This is a genomic window from Kitasatospora sp. NPDC093102 (genome assembly GCF_040683915.1).
GTDB lineage: Bacteria > Actinomycetota > Actinomycetes > Streptomycetales > Streptomycetaceae > Kitasatospora.
On record NZ_JBFBFA010000022.1, the window covers coordinates 102,828 to 120,093 of the forward strand.

The window sequence follows — 17,266 nt, forward strand, 5'->3', positions numbered from 1 at the left end:
CGTGAGTATCAGGCGTTGGGCGCGAGTTCGGTGCCGGCGCCGCGGCGGCGGACCTTCACGAGGTCGCTGCGGAGCTCGTCGTTCCCGGGCTCCCCGGCCGGCGGGGCGTCGGCGACGGCCTCCGGCGCGGGGGCGGCGTTCGCGTGCCCGCCGCACGGCCCGCTGCCGCAGGCCGAGGCCGCGGTGCCGCAGCCGCCGGCGGCCTGGGCCGCCTCGGCGACGTCCGCGCGGTGGCGCGGCAGGGTGGCCTCGCCGGCGCCCTCGACCTCGAAGCCGGCGTCCTTGATCATGTCGAGGTCGGCCTGCCCGGCCTGGCCCTCGCTGGTCAGGTAGTCGCCGAGGAAGATGGAGTTGGCGATGTGCAGGCCGAGCGGCTGCATCGAGCGCAGGTGCACCTCGCGCCCGCCCGCGATCCGCACCTCGGTGTCCGGGTTGACGAAGCGGACCATCGCCAGGATGCGCAGGCAGCGCTGCGGGGTGAGGTTCCACTCCTGGGCGAGCGGGGTGCCCTCGAAGGGGATCAGGAAGTTGACCGGGACGGAGTCCGAGCCCAGCTCGCGCAGCGCGAAGACGACGTCGACCAGGTCCTCGTCGCTCTCGCCCATGCCGGCGATCAGGCCGGAGCAGGCGGACAGGCCCGCGCCGTGCGCCTTCTGTACGGTGTCCACCCGGTCCGCGTAGGTGTGAGTGGTGGCGATGTCGCCGTAGGTGCCCTCGGAGGTGTTGAGGTTGTGGTTGTACGCGTCGGCGCCGGCCGCCTTGAGCCGCTCCGCCTGGTTGTCGGAGAGCAGGCCGAGGCAGACGCAGATCTCGACCGCGGGGTCCGCGTCCTTGATGGCGGCCATGGTGTCGGTGACCCGGTCGATGTCGCGGTCCGTCGGGCCGCGGCCGCTGGCGACCAGGCAGACCCGCTTGGCGCCGCCGGCCACCCCGGCCCGGGCGGCCTCGGCGGCCTGGTCCGGCTTGAGCCAGGTGTACTTGAGGATCTCGGCCTTGGACCCGAGCCGCTGCGAGCAGTACGAGCAGTCCTCCGGACAGAGCCCGCTCTTCAGGTTCACCAGGTAGTTGAGCTTGACCCGGCGGCCGAACCAGCGGCGGCGCACCTTGCCGGCCGCGGCGACCACGTCGAGCAGCTCGTCGTCGGTGGTGGCAAGGACGGCCAGGGCCTCCTCGCGGGTCGGGACTTCGCCGCGCAGGCCCTTGGCGGTGAGGGTATCGAGCAGATCCATGGGGCGATCCTGCCTGGTCGTGATCGAGCGGCGCCAGAGCAAACCCGCCAGAAGATCGGTGTGAGGATGTGCCGATTGCCACAGTGTCGAAGGTCACGGCTCCGCCGCTGGTCACGCGCTTGACGCGGGGCCGGGCCGCCGGTTACCGGCGGGTAGCGGGCGGCTCCGGCACACAATGATCCACAACCCCCGACCCCGTGATCCACGCCACCCGGAGGGTGCTTAGAATCTGCGCCATGACCACGCAGGGGGACCGCACCCCGACTCCGGGAGAAGGCCGGGAAGGCCGGGCAGGGCAGCGGGTCGGCGGGGGCGCCGACGCCGACGGGGGGAAGGAGCGCAGGCGGGGGCGTCGACTGACGGGCCGTCGCGCGGCCGGCTGGATCGTCGTGGTCGGAGTGGTCGCGGCCGGCGGATGGATCATCACCCGCCCGATGCCCGGCGACTACATACCCGGGCTCGGCCCGTCCACCAAGGACGCGTCCGGAACGCCGCGCGTGGTGGGCTCCCCGCCGCCGCTCACCGACCCCGAGGCCCTCAACGTCGACAACATCTTCCCCGCCCAACGGCCGGTCGAGGTCGGCACCTTCAAGGCGCGGCGCAACGGCGTCCGGCAGGGCGAGAACTGCGTCGAGGTGCTCCAGGACCGCACCCAGGACCCGCTGAAGGACACCGGCTGCCAGGGCTACCTGACCGTCAGCTTCACCGGCCAGGACCGCCCGGTGCTCAGCAGCGTCACCTTGCTGCGCTTCCCCGACCAGCCCTCCGCCGCCAAGGCCGCCGACGCCCTGCGGGCCAAGCCCGGCGCGGTCGCCTTCATCCTCGCCGACGCCTCCACCGCCCCCACCCAGCCCCCCGGCGGCGCCAAGCCGGGCGGCGAGCCGCGGATCGAGGCGGTCGGGCACTACGTGACGGTCACCAGTTCGCGGCCGGGCGACGGCCGCCCGGCGGGCTCCACCGGGACGCCGGCCGCCTCGGCCCCGACGGCCACCGGCACGGGGCCCAGCACCGAACAGACCCTGGACGAGGCCACCCGGGCGCTCTCCTACGCGGCGGGCTCGCCGTTCGTCTGGATCTGACGACGCCGTAGCGACCCCGTAGCGACGGCCCCGTGGCGGCGCCGTGGCTTTGACGCCTCCCCTGGACGCGTCGGATCCCCCCGAGGCCTCGCTCCCGGGGGGATCCGACGGACCGTGGGCTCCGGCTCTCAGCCGCCGAGCCGGTCCACCGAGGTCACCCGCAGCACCGCCCGGCCCTCCTCGTCCGAGCCGTACAGGTCGACCTCGGCGCTGATGCCCCAGTCGTGGTCGCCCTCCGGGTCGTCGAAGATCTGCCGGACCCGCCAGGCGGAGTCCTCCTCCTCGATGATCAGCATCTTCGGGCCGCGCGCGTCCGGGCCGGCGCCGAGGTCGTCGTACTCCTCCCAGTACCCGTCCATGGCGTCCGCCCAGCGGTCCGCGTCCCAGCCGTACTCGCCGTCCAGCCCGCCGAGCTCCTCGTAGTGCTCCAGCGCGCACAGCTCGACCCGGCGGAACATCTCGTTGCGCACCAGGACGCGGAAGGCGCGGGCGTTGGCCGTGACCGGCGCCGGCTTGTCGTCCAGCCGCACCTCGGCGGCCTGCGGCTCGGTCGGATTGGCCAGCTGCTCCCACTCGTCCAGCAGGCTGGAGTCGACCTGGCGGACCAGCTCGCCGAGCCAGGCGATGACGTCCTTGAGGTCGTCGGTCTTCACGTCCTCGGGGACGGTCTGCTCCAGCGCCTTGAACGCGCCGGCCAGGTAGCGCAGCACGATGCCCTCGGTACGGGCCAGCTCGTAGAAGCCGACGTAGTCCGAGAAGGTCATGGCCCGCTCGTACAGGTCCCGGACCACGGACTTCGGCTGGAGCTGGTGGTCACCGATCCACGGGTGCGCCCGGCGGTACACCTCGTAGGCGTGGGTGAGCAGTTCCTCCAGCGGCTTCGGGTAGGTGATCTCCTGGAGCCGCTCCATCCGCTCCTCGTACTCGATGCCGTCCCGCTTCATCTCGCCGACGGCCTCGCCGCGCGCCTTGTTCTGCTGCGAGGCGAGGATCTGGCGCGGGTCGTCGAGGGTCGCCTCGACGACCGAGATCACGTCCATCGCGTACGAGGGCGAGGCCGGGTCGAGCAGCTCGAAGGCGGCCAGCGCGAAGGTGGACAGCGGCTGGTTGAGCGCGAAGTTCTCCTGGAGGTCCAGGGTGAGCCGGACGATCCGGCCCTCGGCATCCGGCTCCGGCAGCCGCTCCACCACGCCGCCCTCCAGCAGCGAGCGGTAGATGGCGATCGCGGTGCGGATGTGCCGGCGCTGCGCGGCCTTGTCCTCGTGGTTGTCGGTCAACAGCTTGCGCATCGCCTCGAAGGCGTTGCCCGGGCGGCCGATCACCGACAGCAGCATCGCGTGGCTCACCTTGAACCGGGAGACCAGCGGCTCCGGGTCGGCGGCGATCAGCTTGTCGAAGGTCTCCTCGGTCCAGCCGACGAAGCCCTCCGGGGCCTTCTTGCGCACCACCTTGCGCTTCTTCTTCGGGTCGTCCCCGGCCTTGGCGATCGCCTTGTCGTTCTCGATCACGTGCTCCGGCGCCTGCGCCACCACCTGGCCGACGGTGTCGAAGCCGGCCCGGCCGGCCCGGCCGGCGATCTGGTGGAACTCGCGGGCGCGCAGGATCCGCACCCGGGTGCCGTCGTACTTGGACAGGGCCGTGAACAGCACCGTGCGGATCGGCACATTGACGCCGACGCCGAGGGTGTCGGTGCCGCAGATGACCTTCAACAGGCCCGCCTGGGCGAGGCGTTCGACCAGCCGGCGGTACTTCGGCAGCATGCCCGCGTGGTGCACGCCGATGCCGTGGCGCACGTAGCGGGACAGGTTGCGGCCGAACTTGGTGGTGAAGCGGAAGTTGCCGATCAGGTCGGCGATGGCCTCCTTCTCCGCCTTCGAGCACATGTTGATGCTCATCAGCGACTGGGCCCGCTCCACCGCCTCCTTCTGGGTGAAGTGCACGACGTAGACCGGCGCCTGGCCGGTCTGCAGCAGCTCCTCCAGGGTGTCGTGCAGCGAGGTACGCCGGTACTCGTAGAACAGCGGCACCGGGCGGGTCGCGTTGCGCACCACCGTGGTCGGCCGACCGGTGCGGCGGGTCAGGTCCTCCTCGAAACGGCGGACGTCGCCGAGCGTCGCGGACATCAGCAGGAACTGCGCCTGCGGCAGCTCCAGTAGCGGGATCTGCCAGGCCCAGCCGCGGTCCTGCTCGGCGTAGAAGTGGAACTCGTCCATGACGACCTGGCCGATGTCCGCCCGGGTGCCGTCGCGCAGCGCGATCTGGGCGAGCACCTCGGCGGTGCAGCAGATGATCGGCGCGGTCGGGTTCACGCTCGCGTCGCCGGTCATCATGCCGACCTGCTCGGTGCCGAACATCTTCACCAGGTCGAAGAACTTCTCCGAGACCAGCGCCTTGATCGGGGCGGTGTAGAAGGTCCGCTGCCCCTCGGCGAGAGCCGCGAAGTGCGCCCCCGCCGCCACCAGGCTCTTGCCCGACCCGGTCGGCGTCGCCAGGATCACGTTGTTCCCCGACACCAGCTCGATCAGCGCCTCCTCCTGCGCCGGGTACAGCGTGATCCCCCGCTCCTCCGCCCAGGCTGCGAACGTCTCGTACAGCGCGTCGGGGGTGGCGGGCTTCGGCATCAGATCAAGGAGGGTCACGCGGCTATCTTGCCTGCTCGCCGCCACCCCGGGCAAAGCCCGGGGCCGCGACGGGCCGCTCAGGAGGGCGCTAGAAGGGTGCGGCGGGTGCCTGCGCGGCCAGCTGCGGAGCGTTCGTGCAGCCCTGGGCGCGGACGGACTCCTTCGCGACGCGCAGAGCGGCGTCGATCCGGATCCGGTGGACCTCGGTGACGGGGATGTCGGTGGATCCGCGGCTACCGGTGATCGTGACCAGGCGGTACGGGAAGCTGGTGGGCCGCCCGTCCGCCTCCACGTACTCGCAGTGGAGCAACAGCTGCACCGTGCCCTCGTGGAACAGCCAGCCCTGGGCCCCAGGGCCGAAGTCCAGCGACGCGGGGACGACCGGCTGCCAGCCGGCCGCCTCCGCCTTGGTCTTCGCCTGCCGGAACTTCTCGTCGCGCCGACTGGTACTGATGTCGGCGAGCACCTCGGAGGTGCCGCCGTGCTTGCGGGTGACGGTGCAGGCAGGGTCGCCGGCGCGGACGTCGATGTCGGCGAACGTCTCCTTGCCCTGGAAGGCGGCGGTCTTGCCGTCCGGGCCGGTCAGCGCGGCGAGGTCGTCGTGGGTGAACGCGTTCCAGCACGCGCCCTGCGGCACCTCGGCCGACTGCCAGGGCTTGAGGTACCAGAGCCCGCCGCCGGCCCCGGCGACGAGTACCGCCGCGCCGATCGCGATCGGCAGGACACGGCGGCGGCGCGGCTGGTCAGCCATCGGCCTTCTCCTTCGCGAGTTCCGGGACGGCGGGGGCGGCGGCGGGCAGCTGCACCTGGTTGGCGCACTGGTACTCGGCGGCGGCCACCCGGGCGATCTTCAGCGCGACATCGGCGTACGCCTGGCGGGACTTGGCCGGCGAGGAGCCGCCGACCGGGTCGCCGCCGACGTCGACGCGGACGTACTGCGGGGCCTTGCGGTCGGGCTTGTCCGAGGCGGGGACCTGGAAGTCGCAGCGGACGTAGAGGCGGACGTGGTGGCTCGGGTCGGTGCTGGCCAGCCCGACCGCGCCGGGGCCGAAGTCCAGGTCGGCGACGGAGTAGTGCTGTGCGGTGTCCCGGGCGCGATCGGCGTCGACCCCGTCCCAGGCGGGGGCGACCTGGACCTCCAGGAGGAACCGGTCGGAGTCGTCGTCTCCCCGCCAGCGGACGTGACAGTCGTTGCTGCGGACCCAGGGCTCGTTCGGCGCGGTGGGCGTCTGGACCCGGGCATGCGGCACAGGTTCGAACGCCTTTCCGTACGGGCCGGCCAGCGGCGTCAGGTCGTCCTTCGACAGCGCCGACCAGCACGCGCTCCGCGGGATCTCCAACGACCGCCACGGCTTCCACACCCACAGCCCGCCGCCCGCGACCACGGCCACGGCGAGGCCCCCGGCCAGCCACCGCCGCCAGCGGGACGGTGGCGGGGGTGGGTCGTCGGGTGAGCGCGGGATGATGTGCGCGACGTCAACCATGGTTCGGGCAGCTCCTGTTGTCTGGGTGCTAGGAAGCGACGCGGGGGCAGTACCGGTCAGTGCCACGGCGACGTCAACCATTTCTCAGTGCTCTCGGTCGTGGCAGGTGGTGGGACGCGGGGTCAGCCCTTGCGGTAGAGATCCTGGTACGAGCCCTTGCCGCTGGTGTAGCCGGTGTTCTCCTCCTGGGCTGCTCGCCGGGCCACGTCGTTGATGTAGTTCGGGTCGGCGCCCGAGTTGCGGCCGGCATCGCGGACGGCGTTGAGGATCGCCTGCTGCGACTTGCGCTCGGCATCCGCCCTCGCGGCGCCGGCCTCGTCGCTGGCGCCGTTGTGGGTGTCCACCTTGTAGCCGTTGGCGACGTTGTCCATGATCTGGTTGACCGCGCTGTCGACGCCCTCGCCGATCAGGGGCGCCCGCTCCTTGAGCGCGTCGCCGGCGAACGACCAGATCTGGCCGGCGATCTCCCGCTTGGTGTCGACGGCGGCGTTGAACTCGGCGTCGCTGGCGGTGTGCTTCTCATAGATGGCGTCGATCATGGCGCTGGTGATCAGACCGTTGACCTGCCCGGCCGGCTTGGCGACGTTCTCGACCGCCACGGCCAGGTCCTTGTGCAACTCGGGGTGGGCCAGCACGTCCTGGATCTGGGCGGTGGTGTACGCCTGCTGTCCGGCCGCGATCGCGGCGTAGGCGTCCGGGTCGTGGCCGAGCGCGCCGAGCAGGCGCCCGACCTGGCCCTGATCGAGGAGGTCGGAGGCGGAGCCAGGCCCCTCCAGGGCGCCCTGGACGTCGCCGATGTAGTTGGCGGTCATGTTTCCGAGGCTGCCGTTGAGGTTCGCGAACAGGCCGCCCTTGAGCAGGTCCGGGCCGCCCTCGGAGCCGAACGTCTTCACCACCTCCTTCATGACGTCGTTCATCGCGGCGGTGTGCGGGGGGAACTTGCCGTCCACGTTGTCGTACGCCCTGCCCGTGGTGGCCGCCTCCAGGGCGTGGCCCAGGGCGCTGACGTCGAAGGGGTCGGCGGTGCCCGGGTTGGGCCGGGGCGGGTACTGCTGGTCGAGCAGGAGCGACCGGGAGCCGGTGTCGGTGAGCGTCTTGAGGTAGGTGTTCGGGCCGCCGGTGCTCTTGACGGTGCCGTCCGGGTTGTAGGTGGTCGGTGCGTCGTGGAAGAACTTGGTGGCGGCCTCGGGGTTGTGGCCGAGCCCTTCCAGGATGGCGGACATCGGGTTGATGCCCCGGATGTTGCCGTCCTTGTCGGGCACACCGATGAACTTGAGCTCGGTGAACGGGTACGCGGCCTTGGTGGCCGCGTCCCAGCGCATCGGGTTCTCCTGGGTGAGCTGGGTGACGTGCTCCGCGATCGGGTTGAGGAAGTGCGCGTCGTACTTACCGTTCCGCAGGAGGTTGGCCATGATCTGGTAGCCGTACGGGCTGTGCGCCGGGTCGGCGCCGGGCGGCACGGGGATCTGCTTGGCGCCAGCGGCCCGGAACCTGGTCTCCCACTCGTCCGACACGTGCACGGGCTGCTTGGTGTCGGTCGCGGTGGCCAGGGTCAGGCCCAGGTCCTTCTGGATGGCCTTGAGCGCGGCGCTGCGGGCCGTGCTGTTGGCGTAGTCCCCGCTCTGGGCCATGGCGCCGTACTTGGCCATGAAGGTGCCCGGGTCCTGGTTGCCGTAGAAGGAGGTGGCGAACCGGGGGTCGTTCTTGTGGTGGTCCAGGATGTCCTGGAGGTGCTTGACCTGGGCGTCGGTGGCCTGGCCGCCGAGGCTCAGGATGTAGGTGGCCGCCTTGGCCTCCTCCTCCGGGATGCCGCCGACGGGGTTGGCGTTGAACGCGGTGCCGTCGCTGCCGGTGTCGTCCCCCAGCGCCCTGGAAGCGTCGAGGTCGGCCTCGGTGGCGCGGTCGATCGCGTCGGCGATGGCCTTGGCGGCCGTTTCGGCCTTGGCCTTCCAGCTCTTGGCGTACTCGGCGTCCTTCTTGTCCTCCTGGGTCGTGGGCGGAGGCCAGTGCACCGCGCCCTCGCCGTCGACGGTGAGGCCGGCGTCGGTGGCGTGCTGGACGGCGGTGGTGAGGTCCTGTTTGGCGGCCGTGATCTCGGTGTGGGCGTCGCGGAGGGTCTTGGCCAGGGCCGAGGCCTCCTCGAAGGCCGCGTGGATCTGGTCGCGAGCCCAGGTGAGCTTGGCGTTGGCGAGGCCGGCGGCGTCGCCGTGCCAGCCGGACTGCTGGATGGTGCCGAGGACCTCGTTCTGCATCCGCTGGGTGAGGTCCCACTTGCGGACGAGGCTCTCGAAGTCGCCCGCCGCGGAGGCGAGGCTGCTGAGGTCGACCTGCTTGAGTTGGCTGAACGTCACCATGATGGTGCTGTATCCCCCGTTTGCGCTGACGCTAGCTTCCGGCGCCCTGCGGCTTGTTGAAGTTGGCCTGGATGTCCGAGTCGGTCTTGCTGTAACTCTGGGCCGTGGTCTGCAGGTTGGTGCCGATGTCACCGACGGTGGTCTGCAGCCCGCTGGACTGACTGGTCCAGGTGCCCCAGGTGGCGGTGAGTGTGCCGCCGAGGTTCCAGCCCTTGAGGGACCCGGCCGCGGCGTTGACGTGCTGGCCGGGCTGGTCGCACTCGGTCTTGACGGAGTCCCGCAGGGCAAAGGCGTTCTGTGCGGCCTGCTGGAGTACGCCGGGGTTCACGGCGACGGTCTTGCCGCCGCCCGCCGGGCTCAGCGAGACCGGCGCGGCGTTGGCACCGGCGAGATCCGGGAACTGCTTCTTCGCCTCTTCGGTCAGATTGCCCTTGTCGTCGAAGAGCCACGGATTCATGCGACGCTCGAATTCGAGGTCGGTCATTGTTTGCCCCCCAGGTAAAGATCGGCATGCATTGTACTATTTTCGCGGCGCGAATTTCGGTGAATGGACTATTGATTCCTGGTTAACGCATGGTGAATCACGATGGGAATGCCGGGTTCGCACTGTGCCGATCCGCACGTTGCCCGACACGCGGCGGCATGCCAGAGTGCCGGGCATGAACCATCCGCTCGCGGCCGAGCCGCGCACCCCCGCCCCCGCTCCTGCGCACGTCTTCGACTGGCTCGACGAGACGGCCGCGATGCGGGCGGAGGCCGGGCTGACGCGGACGCTGCGCAGCCGGGCGGCGGACGACGCGGTGCTGGACCTCGCGGGCAACGACTACCTGGGGCTGACCAGGCACCCGGTGGTCGCCCGGGCGGCGGCGGACGCGGCGCTGCGCTGGGGAGGCGGCTCGACGGGGTCGCGGCTGGTGACCGGGACGACCGCGCTGCACACCGAACTGGAGGAGGAGCTGGCCGAGTTCTGCGGGGCGGAGGCCGCGCTGGTGTTCTCCTCCGGGTACACGGCCAACCTCGCTGCGCTGACCGCGCTCACCGACCCGGACACCCTGATCGTCTCCGACGCCTACAACCACGCCTCGCTGATCGACGGCTGCCGGCTCTCCCGCGCCGACGTCCACCGGGCCCCGCACAGTGACCCGGCGGCGGTCGCCGGGGCACTCGCCGGGCGGGCGCAGCGGCGGGCGCTGGTGGTCACCGACTCGGTGTTCTCGGTGGACGGCGACGCGGCCCCGCTGCCCGCGCTGTCCGCCGCCGTTCGCGCGCACGGCGCGGCGCTGCTGGTGGACGACGCGCACGGGCTGGGCGTGCTCGGCCCCGGCGGCACCGGGGCGCTCGCGGCGGCCGGGCTCGCCGGGCAGCCGGACACTGTGGCCACCGCCACCCTCTCCAAGTCGCTCGGCTCGCAGGGCGGCGCCGTCCTCGGCCCGCGCCGGGTGATCCGCCACCTCACCGAGACCGCCCGCACCTTCATCTTCGACACCGGCCTCGCCCCGGCCGCCGCCGGCGCCGCCCTGGCCGCCCTGCGCCTGCTGCGCGCCGAGCCGGCCCGCGCCGAACGCGCCCGCGAGGTCGCCCGCACCCTGGCCCGGCAGTTGTCCGCCGCCGGGCTGCGGTCCTGCGAGCCGGAGGCCGCCGTGGTCTCCGTCCGCGCCCCCGGCCCCGAGGCCGCCGTCGCCTGGGCCGCCGACTGCCGCCGCGCCGGCCTCGCCGTCGGCTGCTTCCGCCCGCCGTCCGTGCCGGACGGCATCTCCCGGCTGCGGCTGACCGCGCGGGGCGACCTGACCGACGGGCAGATCGCCGAGGCCGTCCGCATCGTCGCCGAGCTGGCCCCGGCGGGCGCGCGGAGCTGAAGCCCCGGCGGCCCTACTTCTTCTTCGCCCGGCTCGGCTGGACGCGGGTGGGCTCGCCGGCCGCCTTCGGGTGGTCCGGCGGGTACGGGAGTTCGCCGAGGCCCTCGTCGCGCAGCTGCTTGTCGTACAGCTCCAGCAGGGCCTCCAGCCGGAACGCCTGGCCGTCCATCTCGGCGTTCAGGTCGCCGAGTTCGGCGAAGCGGGCGGGGACGGTGCGCAGGTCGAAGTCCTCGGGGGCGGCGTCGTCCAGTTCCTCCCAGCGCAGCGGGGTGGAGGCGGTGGCGCGAGGCCGGGCGCGCAGGGAGTAGGCGGAGGCGATGGTGCGGTCGCGGGCCATCTGGTTGTAGTCGACGAAGATCCGCTCGCCGCGCTCCTCCTTCCACCAGGCGGTGGTGACCTCCCCGGGCATCCGCTGTTCCAGCACCCGGCCGAGCGCGATCACCGCGTGCCGTCCGTCGGTGAAGGTCCACTCGGGCGCCAGCGGCACGTAGACGTGCAGCCCGCGCCCGCCGGAGGACTTGGGCCACCCGCGCAGCCCGTACTCCTCCAGCAGGGCGCGCAGCTCGTGGGCGGCGCGGACGGCGTCGTGGAAGTCGGTGCCGGGCTGCGGGTCGAGGTCGATCCGCAGCTCGTCCACGTGGCCGGTGTCGGAGCGCCGCACCGGCCAGGGGTGGAAGGTGAGGCAGCCCAGGTTGGCCGCCCACAGCACGGCGGCCGGCTCGGTGGGGCAGATCTCGTCGGCGGAGCGGCCGCTGGGGAACTCGATCCGGGCGGTGGGCAGCCAGTCCGGCAGACCCTTGGGTGCGCGCTTCTGGTAGAAGAACTCGCCGTCCACCCCGTCCGGGAAGCGCTGCAGGGTGGTCGGGCGGTCGCGCAGCCCGCGCAGCACTCCGTCGGCGACGGCCAGGTAGTACTGCGCGACGTCCAGCTTGGTGAAGCCGCGCTCGGGGTAGTACACCTTGTCCGGGTTCGACAGCCGGACGGTGCGTCCGGCGACATCCAGTTCCACGGTTGAGCCCACGCCCCTCACGCTAAGCGCCGAACGCCCGGCGCGCGCCCCGAGAGGAACCGGGCGAGGATCGGTCGCATGGACCTGCCCGTGATGCCGCCGGTGGCGCCGATGCTCGCCAGGTCGGTGACCGAGATCCCGCCGGGGATGCAGTACGAGGCCAAGTGGGACGGCTTTCGCTCGGTCGTGTTCCGCGACGGCGACGAGGTGGAGCTCGGCAGCCGCACCGGCAAGCCGCTGACCAGGTACTTCCCCGAGCTGGTCGAGGCGTTCAAGCGGGAGCTGCCGCCGCGCTGCGTGCTGGACGGCGAGGTGGTGATCGCCAGGGACGGCCGGCTGCGCTTCGAGGAGCTGCTGGAGCGGATCCACCCAGCGGCGAGCCGGGTGAAGCTGCTCGCCGGGCGGACCCCGGCCTCCTTCGTCGCCTTCGACCTGCTCGCGCTCGGGGACGAGAGCCTTCTGGACGAGCCGCTGTCGGTGCGCCGCCCGGCCCTGGAATCCGCGCTCGCCTCCGCCGCGGACCCGGTGTTCACCGCCCCTGCCGCCACCGACCTCGACCTCGCCCGGACCTGGTTCGCCGAGTACGAGGGCGCCGGACTGGACGGGGTGGTCGCCAAGCCGCTGGACCAGCCGTACCGGCCGGGCGAGCGGACCATGTACAAGATCAAGCACGAGCGCACCGCGGACTGCGTGGTGGCCGGCTATCGCGAGCACAAGAGCGGTCCGGTGGTCGGCTCGCTGCTGCTCGGCATCTTCGACGACGACGGCAGGCTCCAGCACGTCGGCGTCTGCGCGGCCTTCTCGATGGCCCGCCGCCGCGAACTCGCCGAGGAATTGGCGCCGTTGCGGATGGAGGACCTCTCCCGGCACCCCTGGGGCGGCTGGGCGGACGAGGCCGCGCACGCGCAGGGCCGGCTGCCCGGTGCGGTCAGCCGCTGGACCGGCGGCAAGGACCTCTCCTGGATCGCGCTGCGCCCGGAGCGGGTGGTCGAGGTCGCGTACGACCACATGGAGGGCACCCGGTTCCGGCACACCGCGCAGTTCCGCCGCTGGCGGCCGGACCGCATGCCGGAGAGCTGCACCTACGCGCAGCTGGAGGAGCCGGTCTCGTACGACCTCGGCAAGGTGCTGGGGATCTGACGGTGCGTCGGAGGCCCGACCCGGGCGACCGGGTCGGGCCTCCGAGGTGGTGCAGGCTCAGGAGACGTGCAGCGTGGCGGTGCCGGTGGGCACGGCCGGCGTGGTCGCGGCGGGCGGCGTGGTCGCCGTGGGCGAGACCAGCGGCGAGGGGGAGGCTGTGGGCGAGACCGCGGGCGACGGCGAGGCCGTGGGCGAGGCGGTGGGCGACACCGCGGGCGACGGCGACGCGGTGGGCGAGGCGGTGGGCGAGGCGGTGGGCGAGCCCGAGGCGGGCGGGGCGGGCACCGTGTAGACGTTGTCCGGCGAGACGATCTGGGTGATCGCCTGCGCCAGGGACGTCGAGGGCTCCGAACCGTCGTGCTCAATGTCGGTGTTGAGCAGGATGGCCAGGCCGGCCTGCGCCTGCGGCAGGTAGAGCACCACGCTCTCGTACCCGGGCAGCGAGCCGTTGTGGCCGATCCACCCGTGGGCGGTGAACACCCCGAAGCCGTAGCCGACGTCGGGGGCCGTTCCGACGGCCTTGAACTTCAGCCGCTCCGCCTGGGTGGCGGGCTTGAGCAGCGGCTCGCCGGTGGCCAGCACCTTCGACCAGGTCTGGAGGTCGGCGAGGTTGGAGATCGCGGCGCCGGCCGCCCAGCCCCAGGACGGGTTCCAGGTGCTGGAGTCCTCGACCGCGCCGCTCTGCGTCTGGTTGGTGTAGCCGTGGGCGTGCGGGTCCGGGAAGGCCGCGTCGGTCGGGAGGGACGTCTTGGTGAGTCCGGCCGGGGTGAACACCTGCTGGTTCAGGAAGTCCGGGAGCGGCTGTCCGCCGGCCTTCTCGACGACCAGGCCGAGCAGGATCAGGTTGGTGTCGGAGTACTCGAACCTGGCGTCCGGGGCGAAGTTCACCGGGTGCTTGAACGCGTACGCGAGCAGTTGGTCCGGGGTGAAGGGACGGTTCGGGTCGTTGAGGTACGCCTGCTGGAAGTCCGGGTCCAGGGTGTAGTTGAACAGGCCGCTGCGCATCTCGCCGAGCTGGCGCAGGGTGATCCCGTCGCCGCCGGGCACGTTCGGGACGTACGTGGTGATCGGGTCGTCCAGGCCGAGCTTGCCCTGCTCCAGGAGCCGCAGGACGGCGGTGGCGGTGAAGGTCTTGGTCACGCCGCCGATGCGCATGTACAGGTCGGGGGACATCGTCGTCCCGGCATCCTTGTCGGCGACCCCGAAGGCGCGCTGGTAGCTGCCGTCGGGGGTGGTGTAGCCGACGATCACCCCGGGGATGGAGGCCTGGCTCATCACCTGCTTGATCGCGACGTCCAGGCGGCTCATGACGTCCGGGGTGAGCCGCACCACGCCGCCGGAGGGGCTGTCGGTCGGCGTGGGGGACGGCGTGGGGGACGGGCTGAGCGCGGCCGGCTCGGCGGTGACCGCCGGACCGTCCTGCTGCGCGGGCTTCGAGTCCCCGGAGCAGGCGGAGACGGCGAGCAGGCCGGTCAGCGCGAGGGCGGCGGAGACCACCCGTGTCGAGCGGGGAACAGCCGGCCGCGGCGAGTGGGGTACCCGCACGAAGCCGGGTATGGCCGGGCGCGGGCGCGGGCGTCGGGTGTCGGTCATCGGTCAGGGCGCCTCTCTGGGGCGGTCGGCCCCTTGGCGAAGGGCCCCGGAGCGCTGCTCGGCCAGGCCGGAGTGCTGCTCCACGGGGCTGCGGGGGGACGTCGTCACCGTAAGCACCGCCGCCGTGCGGCCGCGCGCGGGTCGGCGCCCGGCTGGACCGAACGGGAGCACCGTCAGCCGAGTGCCCCGCCGGGCTGGCGGCCCGTGTCCGGCCACCCCCGGGCGGACGGTCGCCGGTGTCGCGGCGGCCGCCCCGCGCTCGGCCGGACGGGTGAGCACCGGCACGCCGCCCCCGTCGCCGGCCGATGCTCGGGCACGATCGTTCAGCCCAGCTGTGGCCGCCCTTAAGAATTCCTCGATGGACCGCACCCGCTCCGACCAGGCAGATTTCTGCCTGCCCGGAGCGCGTCCGTCACGAGCGGCCGAACCGGGCCCCCTCGGCCTGCCCCCGAACCCGCAGGCCGTCCCACCCGCACGTCAGGAGCCGCCGTGAAGGCACTCGTCAAGCAGCAGGCCGAGCCCGGGCTCTGGCTGATGGACGTCCCCATGCCCGAGATCGGCCCCGGCGAGGTGCTGATCAAGGTGCTGCGGACCGGCATCTGCGGCACCGACCTGCACATCCGCAAGTGGGACGGCTGGGCCCAGCAGACCATCAGGACCCCGCTGGTGCTCGGCCACGAGTTCGTCGGCGAGGTCGCCGAGATCGGCGCCGGCGTCTCGGACATCGCGGTCGGCGACCTGGTCAGCGGCGAGGGCCACCTGGTCTGCGGCAAGTGCCGCAACTGCCTGGCCGGCCGCCGCCACCTGTGCCGCAACACCGTCGGTCTGGGCGTCAACCGCGACGGCGCCTTCGCCGAGTACGTGGCGCTGCCCGCCTCCAACGTCTGGGTGCACCGGGTGCCGGTCGACCTGGACGTGGCCGCGATCTTCGACCCGTTCGGCAACGCCGTGCACACCGCGCTGTCCTTCCCGCTGATCGGCGAGGACGTGCTGGTCACCGGCGCCGGCCCGATCGGCATCATGGCCGCCGCCGTCGCCAAGCACGCCGGCGCCCGCCACGTGGTGATCACCGACGTCTCCCCGTACCGCCTCGACCTGGCCCGCAAGGTCGGCGTGACGCTGGCGCTCGACGTCTCCCAGCACACCATCGAGGAGGGCCAGCAGAAGCTCGGCCTGCGCGAGGGCTTCGACGTCGGCCTGGAGATGTCCGGCCGCCCCGAGGCGATGCAGTCGATGATCGCCAACATGACCCACGGCGGGAAGATCGCCATGCTCGGCCTGCCCGCCGAGCAGTTCCCGGTGGACTGGGCCTCGATCGTGACCTCGATGATCACCATCAAGGGCATCTACGGCCGCGAGATGTTCGAGACCTGGTACGCGATGTCCGTGCTGCTGGAGGGCGGCCTGGACCTCAGCCCGGTGATCACCGGCCGCTACGCCGCCACCGACTTCGAGGCCGCCTTCGACGATGCCGCGAGCGGCAACTGCGGCAAGATCATCCTCGACTGGACCGCCTGAGCCCGACTCAGCCCCGCCGAACTGCTCCCGCCGAACTGCCAAGGAGACCGCAGTGTTCGACAACGTGCGCGCCGACGTCGCCACCACCCTGGACGAGATCCGCGAGGCCGGCCTGTTCAAGCCCGAGCGGGTGATCGGCACCCCGCAGAGCGCGGCGGTCACCGTCACCGCCGGCGGCCGCCCGGGCGAGGTGCTGAACTTCTGCGCCAACAACTACCTCGGCCTGGCCGACCACCCCGAGGTGCTCGCCGCCGCCAAGGACGCCCTGGACCGCTGGGGCTACGGGATGGCCTCGGTCCGCTTCATCTGCGGCACCCAGGACGTCCACAAGGAGCTGGAGGACCGCCTCTCGGCCTTCCTCGGCCAGGAGGACACGATCCTCTACTCCTCCTGCTTCGACGCCAACGGCGGTGTCTTCGAGACCCTGCTGGACGACCGCGACGCCGTCATCTCCGACGCGCTGAACCACGCCAGCATCATCGACGGCATCCGGCTCAGCAAGGCCCGCCGCCACCGCTACGCCAACCGCGACCTGGCCGACCTGGAGAAGCAGCTCCAGGACACCCAGGACGCCCGCCGCCGCCTGATCGTCACCGACGGCGTCTTCTCGATGGACGGCTATGTCGCCCCGCTGCGCGAGATCTGCGACCTGGCCGACCGCTACGACGCCATGGTCATGGTGGACGACTCGCACGCCGTCGGCTTCGTCGGCGCGAACGGCCGCGGCACCCCCGAGCTGCACGGCGTGATGGACCGCGTGGACATCATCACCGGCACCCTCGGCAAGGCCCTCGGCGGCGCCTCCGGCGGCTATGTCGCGGCCCGCCGGGAGATCGTCGCCCTGCTGCGCCAGCGCTCCCGCCCGTACCTGTTCTCCAACTCGCTGGCCCCGGTGATCGCGGCCGCCTCGCTCAAGGTGCTCGACCTGGTCGAGAAGTCCAACGAGCTGCGCGAGCGGCTGGCGGCCAACACCGCGCTGTTCCGCACGAAGATGACCGAGGCCGGGTTCGAGATCCTGCCCGGCGACCACCCGATCGCCCCGGTGATGATCGGCGACGCGGCCAAGGCCGGCCGGCTCGCCGAACTGCTGCTGGAGCGCGGCGTGTACGTGATCGGCTTCTCGTACCCGGTGGTGCCGCACGGCCAGGCCCGGATCCGGGTGCAGCTGTCCGCGGCGCACTCCACCGAGGACGTCGAGCGCGCCGTCGCGGCCTTCGTGGACGCGCGTGCCGAGCTGGAGGGCTGACCTCCACCCGGACCGCCCGCGGGCCGGACCGCTCGGAACCGGACCGGCCCACGGGCTCACAACCGCCGTGGGGGGGGGGGGGGAGCGGGATGGGACCGCCGCCCCCCGCCCCCCCCCCCCCCCGCCCCCCCCCCCGC

13 protein-coding genes are annotated in these 17,266 nt (G+C 72.3%); 5 read left to right on the forward strand and 8 right to left on the reverse strand.

All coding sequences use genetic code 11. The annotated features are described in order from the left end of the window. Positions 1 to 8: 8 nt before the first annotated feature. A complete protein-coding gene (bioB, locus tag AB0O11_RS25200) occupies positions 9 to 1,229 on the reverse strand; it encodes a biotin synthase BioB (protein ID WP_363391180.1) in 1,221 nt (406 codons plus the stop codon). A 236-nt stretch (positions 1,230 to 1,465) separates the two neighbouring features. On the opposite strand from bioB, the gene AB0O11_RS25205 reads away from it, so the two are divergent. Beyond that, positions 1,466 to 2,308 carry a hypothetical protein gene (locus tag AB0O11_RS25205; protein ID WP_363391183.1) on the forward strand — a complete coding sequence of 281 codons (843 nt, stop codon included), beginning with the start codon at positions 1,466 to 1,468 and terminating at the stop codon, positions 2,306 to 2,308. A gap of 128 nt (positions 2,309 to 2,436) precedes the next feature. On the opposite strand, the gene AB0O11_RS25210 is transcribed toward AB0O11_RS25205, so the two are convergent. From AB0O11_RS25210 to AB0O11_RS25230, 5 genes are all read right to left on the reverse strand, one after another. Then, positions 2,437 to 4,947: a DUF3516 domain-containing protein gene (locus tag AB0O11_RS25210; protein WP_363391186.1), complete on the reverse strand. Its 2,511-nt coding sequence runs from the start codon at positions 4,945 to 4,947 to the stop codon at positions 2,437 to 2,439. Positions 4,948 to 5,017: 70 nt separating this feature from the next. After that, the gene (locus AB0O11_RS25215) at positions 5,018 to 5,680 is read right to left on the reverse strand and encodes a hypothetical protein (RefSeq protein ID WP_363391189.1); all 663 of its coding nucleotides are present in this window, start codon (positions 5,678 to 5,680) and stop codon (positions 5,018 to 5,020) included. Then, complete coding sequence (locus AB0O11_RS25220) at positions 5,673 to 6,413, reverse strand: hypothetical protein (RefSeq protein WP_363391192.1); 741 nt, start codon at positions 6,411 to 6,413, stop codon at positions 5,673 to 5,675. Before AB0O11_RS25220 ends, AB0O11_RS25215 begins: the two co-directional genes overlap by 8 nt. 122 nt (positions 6,414 to 6,535) lie before the next feature. Further along, positions 6,536 to 8,767 carry a hypothetical protein gene (locus tag AB0O11_RS25225; protein WP_363391194.1) on the reverse strand — a complete coding sequence of 744 codons (2,232 nt, stop codon included), beginning with the start codon at positions 8,765 to 8,767 and terminating at the stop codon, positions 6,536 to 6,538. A gap of 31 nt (positions 8,768 to 8,798) precedes the next feature. Beyond that, the gene (locus AB0O11_RS25230) at positions 8,799 to 9,251 is read right to left on the reverse strand and encodes a hypothetical protein (protein WP_363391197.1); all 453 of its coding nucleotides are present in this window, start codon (positions 9,249 to 9,251) and stop codon (positions 8,799 to 8,801) included. 175 nt (positions 9,252 to 9,426) lie between these two features. Between AB0O11_RS25230 and AB0O11_RS25235 the strand changes: the two genes are divergently transcribed. Further along, entirely contained in the window at positions 9,427 to 10,623 is a 1,197-nt protein-coding gene (locus tag AB0O11_RS25235; RefSeq protein ID WP_363391200.1) for an 8-amino-7-oxononanoate synthase, read from the forward strand. A gap of 13 nt (positions 10,624 to 10,636) precedes the next feature. On the opposite strand, the gene ligD is transcribed toward AB0O11_RS25235, so the two are convergent. Further along, positions 10,637 to 11,644: a non-homologous end-joining DNA ligase gene (gene ligD / locus AB0O11_RS25240; protein ID WP_363391203.1), complete on the reverse strand. Its 1,008-nt coding sequence runs from the start codon at positions 11,642 to 11,644 to the stop codon at positions 10,637 to 10,639. 66 nt (positions 11,645 to 11,710) lie between these two features. Between ligD and AB0O11_RS25245 the strand changes: the two genes are divergently transcribed. Beyond that, the gene (locus tag AB0O11_RS25245) at positions 11,711 to 12,772 is read left to right on the forward strand and encodes an ATP-dependent DNA ligase (protein ID WP_363391206.1); all 1,062 of its coding nucleotides are present in this window, start codon (positions 11,711 to 11,713) and stop codon (positions 12,770 to 12,772) included. A 57-nt stretch (positions 12,773 to 12,829) separates the two neighbouring features. On the opposite strand, the gene AB0O11_RS25250 is transcribed toward AB0O11_RS25245, so the two are convergent. Continuing rightward, entirely contained in the window at positions 12,830 to 14,365 is a 1,536-nt protein-coding gene (locus AB0O11_RS25250; protein ID WP_363391209.1) for a serine hydrolase, read from the reverse strand. A gap of 489 nt (positions 14,366 to 14,854) precedes the next feature. Between AB0O11_RS25250 and tdh the strand changes: the two genes are divergently transcribed. Both tdh and AB0O11_RS25260 read left to right on the forward strand, forming a co-directional pair. After that, positions 14,855 to 15,883: an L-threonine 3-dehydrogenase gene (gene tdh / locus AB0O11_RS25255; protein WP_363391212.1), complete on the forward strand. Its 1,029-nt coding sequence runs from the start codon at positions 14,855 to 14,857 to the stop codon at positions 15,881 to 15,883. Positions 15,884 to 15,935: 52 nt separating this feature from the next. Next, a complete protein-coding gene (locus AB0O11_RS25260; protein ID WP_363391215.1) occupies positions 15,936 to 17,129 on the forward strand; it encodes a glycine C-acetyltransferase in 1,194 nt (397 codons plus the stop codon). The last annotated feature ends 137 nt before the right edge of the window (positions 17,130 to 17,266 follow it).

What these genes read in the sequence shown, in the direction of transcription:
- AB0O11_RS25245 (WP_363391206.1), top strand. Translation starts at nt 11,711, where the DNA reads ATGGACCTGCCCGTGATGCCGCCGGTGGCGCCGATGCTCGCCAGGTCG.
- bioB (WP_363391180.1), bottom strand. Translation starts at nt 1,229, where the DNA reads ATGGATCTGCTCGATACCCTCACCGCCAAGGGCCTGCGCGGCGAAGTC.
- AB0O11_RS25220 (WP_363391192.1), bottom strand. Translation starts at nt 6,413, where the DNA reads ATGGTTGACGTCGCGCACATCATCCCGCGCTCACCCGACGACCCACCC.
- AB0O11_RS25230 (WP_363391197.1), bottom strand. Translation starts at nt 9,251, where the DNA reads ATGACCGACCTCGAATTCGAGCGTCGCATGAATCCGTGGCTCTTCGAC.
- AB0O11_RS25205 (WP_363391183.1), top strand. Translation starts at nt 1,466, where the DNA reads ATGACCACGCAGGGGGACCGCACCCCGACTCCGGGAGAAGGCCGGGAA.
- AB0O11_RS25215 (WP_363391189.1), bottom strand. Translation starts at nt 5,680, where the DNA reads ATGGCTGACCAGCCGCGCCGCCGCCGTGTCCTGCCGATCGCGATCGGC.
- AB0O11_RS25235 (WP_363391200.1), top strand. Translation starts at nt 9,427, where the DNA reads ATGAACCATCCGCTCGCGGCCGAGCCGCGCACCCCCGCCCCCGCTCCT.
- AB0O11_RS25250 (WP_363391209.1), bottom strand. Translation starts at nt 14,365, where the DNA reads ATGACCGACACCCGACGCCCGCGCCCGCGCCCGGCCATACCCGGCTTC.
- AB0O11_RS25225 (WP_363391194.1), bottom strand. Translation starts at nt 8,767, where the DNA reads ATGGTGACGTTCAGCCAACTCAAGCAGGTCGACCTCAGCAGCCTCGCC.